Source organism: Longimonas sp., assembly GCF_046498435.1.
Lineage (GTDB): Bacteria > Bacteroidota > Rhodothermia > Rhodothermales > Salinibacteraceae > Longimonas.
In genome coordinates this window covers 1-3,849 of record NZ_JAWOAR010000017.1, presented here as the reverse complement: position 1 = coordinate 3,849, position 3,849 = coordinate 1, and the positions used below count along the sequence as shown (strand labels likewise).

Below are 3,849 nucleotides of genomic sequence, written 5' to 3'. Positions count from 1 at the left end.
ACCGCCACAGCTCCGACGCGGCCGGCGGGGGCGCCCTGATCGATCTGTGTGGCCGCGCCGAAATCGCCTGAATCGCTGCGGGCCGTGGCCCAGAAGACCTTGGGCGTGCTCTCGCTGCCCGTGAACCAGACCGCATCGGTGGTGGTGCCGCGCCGGGCAACCGCAGGGCCTTCTACCGGACAGGCAGGCATCTCCCAGTCGTCCGCGGCCACCCGGCCCTCGTCCTGGTGCCCCGACGGGGTAACACGCACGGATGCAATGTCGCGGATTTCGGCCTGGGTGCGGTCGCGGTACAAGACGCGGACATCCGCCCCCTCGCGTACCGAGGCCGTCATGCAACAGTCGCACACCCGCACATCCAACTCGATATCACGTGTTGGGCGTGTTTCACCCGGTTTGAGGCGTGCCCAACGCAGACTCATTGCCCCCGAGCTCGCGTGCGAATCGTGAGCTGCTTCGCCGTTTGGATTTGTCTCCTCAGAAACAGTATGGCGTCCGTCCAGCCACGCAACACCCAGCGTGCTATCGTTGAGCACGACGGAGGAGAGAAAGCCGTGCTCGGCCGGTCGCTCCTCGCCGTGAAGCACAAACGGATCGCTCCACGTGGCCCCGCCGTCGTCCGACCATGCAGCGTGAATGCTGTAGTGATAGGCCACCGGACCGCTGCGCACAAGCCAGTGCGCAAAGAGCCAGTCTCCCACCGGACGCACACCCGGCGTATCGGCCCAGTTCGCAAACCAGTCGGCCCCTTCAGCCACCGTCTGTGGAGCCGTCCATGCGCGTCCATCATGACGGACAAACTTCAGTGCGTGTCCCTCCTCGGTGTCCTCCAGATACGAAAGCAACAGGCGATCCTCCGCATCCACAGAAAGGCGGGGTGCAAAAGTCTCGTTTTCAAGAGACACCTCGACCGATTCCAGTGAAAGAGACGTCGTATCTGGTGCGGTGCAGGCCCCGAGGCCCATCACGAGCATGCCGCATGCAATGAGTGCAGCGAAAAGATATCGCATAAAGTGGTTCATTGGGGCATTGAAAGCATAGTCGGGAAGCAGTGTATGCTAAGAAACAAATGCAACGCGCCACATGCCAGGTCACGTAGCCAGTCGCGATTTCTGGGTCAGGATACACGGGTTTGCACGGGCGGGGCTGCGCCGGAAGTGGATGTGTGAAATGCCTGTCTTATCTGCATTTAGGATTGAACAACACAGGCCCTTAAAACTGCAAGCGATCTGCTACCTTACTCTTCGAAAGCGTTCTAAAAGCCTGTCTGGGCGCGTCATTGCCCTGCACGCATTCCCACGTATTCAGTCTCCTTCTTCCCATGGAAGCCTCTACTACTGTACTGGTTATTGGCGGTGGTGCTACCGGCACCGGCATTGTACGCGATCTTGCGCTTCGTGGCATCGACGTGATGCTCGCCGAGCGGAGCGGGCTCTCCAGCGGAGCCTCCAGCCGATCGCACGGACTGCTTCACAGCGGGGCTCGCTACGCGGAGTCCGACCGCATCGGTGCGGAAGAGTGCATCGAAGAAAACCGCGTGCTTCGTTCAATCGCCGGATCGTGCATCCGTGACACAGGCGGGCTCTTCATTCAGCTTCCCGAAGACGATCCGGACTACTTCGACAAAAAGCAGGCGGCCTGTGAGTCTATCGGCATCGAGACGCGTGTGCTTGATGGGAATGCCGCCCGTAATCTCGTGCCCGGGCTCTCCTCACGCGTTGAGCGCGCCATGTGGGTTCCCGACGGAGTCGTCTACCCCTCACGCCTCAGCGCGGCCAACGCCGCCGATGCTGAAGATCATGGTGGCACGGTCTATCCCCATGCCCCGCTCACGGGTCTGGTCGTTGAAGACGGGCGAATCACCCGAGCTACGCTGGGAGGAACTGTAGATGCAACGGTTCGACCGCAGTACGTTATCAACGCAACGGGTGCCTGGGCCGGACAAGTCGCAGCGATGGCGGGCGTTGACGTTGAGATGGCTCCGTCGCGCGGTGTCATGATCTCGGTGGTGTACGACGCCCTCGGCCCTGCACTCAACCGGTGCCGCGACCCCGATGATGGCGACATCATCGTTCCGCACGAGAGCGAAGTCGTACTCGGCACAACAAGCGTCCCCGTCTCCGACCCCGACACGTACGAAGAGGCCGACTGGGAAGTCGAGAAGTCGGTTCAGGAGTGCGCCAAGATGCTGCCTCCGGTTGCCGAGGCGACCGAGGTGCGCACCTGGTGGGGCGTACGTCCACTCTACGCGCCCGACGAGCAGAAGAGCGCTCGCCGTGGCATCTCGCGGGGGTTCTTCGTGCTGGATCATGCCGACGACGGGGTAGAAAACTTCCTGAGCATTGTTGGGGGCAAGCTGACAACCTACCGTCAGATGGCCGAGGCGGTCGCAGATCGCATCTGCACCAAACTCGACGTAGATGCGGAGTGTCAGACCGCCACGCGTGCTCTACCAGGTGCTAACGACCCGGACCGGCTCGACACGTTTGTGACTCACTACGACGCTCAAGGTCCCACCGATGCAGACATAGTCACGAATGGTGCGGTAGCCTGATCATGCTTTGTGGTTCTGCTGTGGAGACTTAGCTATGGACTTTCCTGCGATGAAGGGGAGGGGACAGTGGCACGCTGAATCTACGTATCCGCAAGACGGTTCAGAGAAACCACGGTGCCGCGAGTTCCTGCTCGGTCTCTTGCTTTCCCCTGACAGCCTTTTCACCCATGCGCCCCATCCACGTCCTCGAAACCAGCCTGTATGCCTCGGACCTGGAGGCCGCCCGCCACTTCTACAGCACGGTGCTAAACCTGCCTGTGGTGTTTGATGAGCCCGAGCGCCATCTCTCATTCCAGTGCGGACGCGGCATTGTACACGTGTTCATCGCGGAGGTGACGCGCGAAACCGAATCGCTGCCTGCCCACGGGGCCAACGGACCCGGACACGTTGCGCTGGCGATCCCTTTTCGTCAGGTGGAGGCGTGGCGGGAGCGCTTTGCCGCGCACGATATTCCCATCGAAGACACGGCTACCTGGCCGCATCACGAGCGCGCCGTGTCGCTGTATGTGCGCGATCCGGCGGGGAATAGCATCGAGCTTGCTACATCCGAACTGTGGGGACTGGATGCTGATGCCCGGGACGATGCCATGCTCCGCATCCGCCCGTACGTACCGGTCGATACCGAGGAGCAGCGCCCGATGGAGCAGTTTCAGAGCCGCACGCTGCGTCCCATTTGCAAGCTGCAGAATCCGCTCATCCTGACAACGGTGGCCCGCTACCTCCAGAAATACAATACGGGCTTTGCGCAGATGGACCCTGCCGACCAGGAGGCGAAGGCGCGGAATCTCCTAAAAGAAGACCGTCGCCTGAAGCGCTCGCTTGTGGGACTCGTGGCGGGGCACTTCACCGAAGACGAGTACGCGTTCTACCTCGACCATCAGCGCGAGGTGCGGCGTCGGCTTGTGGCGCTCTTTACCCAGCGCGTGCTCGATCAGATGGAGGCGGTGGCTGGGCAGGTTGTATAGCGGATATGGCGGTTTCAGTGGGATATGAAAGGCCCTGAGGTTACAGCGGAAGATGGATGCCCTGACTTGGATCAGCGGCGCCAAGCGCGCCTTGTCTGGGATGACTGTTTGAGGATACTACTTGCAATCTAACAGCTACCTGAAAAAGACGGGACCCTCATCCTCCGGTCATCCTGACCTCTGACGACGGTCGGGGGAAGGATCGCGACGCCAACCTTTCGCGCTCGAAATCGGGCCTCTCGATGGAGCACCATATCATGCATTCCCAAAACAAGTTTTCTATCCGCGTGACCTGAGATACTTCACTCCGTTCAGCATGACGGTAGGGAG

General features: G+C 61.0%; 3 protein-coding genes. 2 read left to right on the top strand and 1 reads right to left on the bottom strand.

Annotated elements, in window-relative coordinates; genetic code table 11:
- On the bottom strand, positions 1-1,010 hold a 1,010-nt coding region (locus tag R6U20_RS00690), incomplete at its 3' end, for a hypothetical protein (protein ID WP_410335949.1).
- A gap of 311 nt (positions 1,011-1,321) precedes the next feature.
- On the opposite strand from R6U20_RS00690, the gene R6U20_RS00685 reads away from it, so the two are divergent.
- Positions 1,322-2,554 (top strand): FAD-dependent oxidoreductase, encoded by a 1,233-nt coding sequence (locus R6U20_RS00685; RefSeq protein ID WP_410335948.1) that lies wholly within the window; start codon positions 1,322-1,324, stop codon positions 2,552-2,554.
- Positions 2,555-2,721: 167 nt separating this feature from the next.
- Positions 2,722-3,519, top strand: coding sequence for a VOC family protein (locus R6U20_RS00680; protein ID WP_410335947.1), 798 nt, complete (start codon positions 2,722-2,724; stop codon positions 3,517-3,519).
- Positions 3,520-3,849 lie beyond the last annotated feature (330 nt).

Coding starts and splice junctions, on each gene's coding strand:
- R6U20_RS00685 (WP_410335948.1), top strand. CDS start 1,322: ATGGAAGCCTCTACTACTGTACTGGTTATTGGCGGTGGTGCTACCGGC.
- R6U20_RS00680 (WP_410335947.1), top strand. CDS start 2,722: ATGCGCCCCATCCACGTCCTCGAAACCAGCCTGTATGCCTCGGACCTG.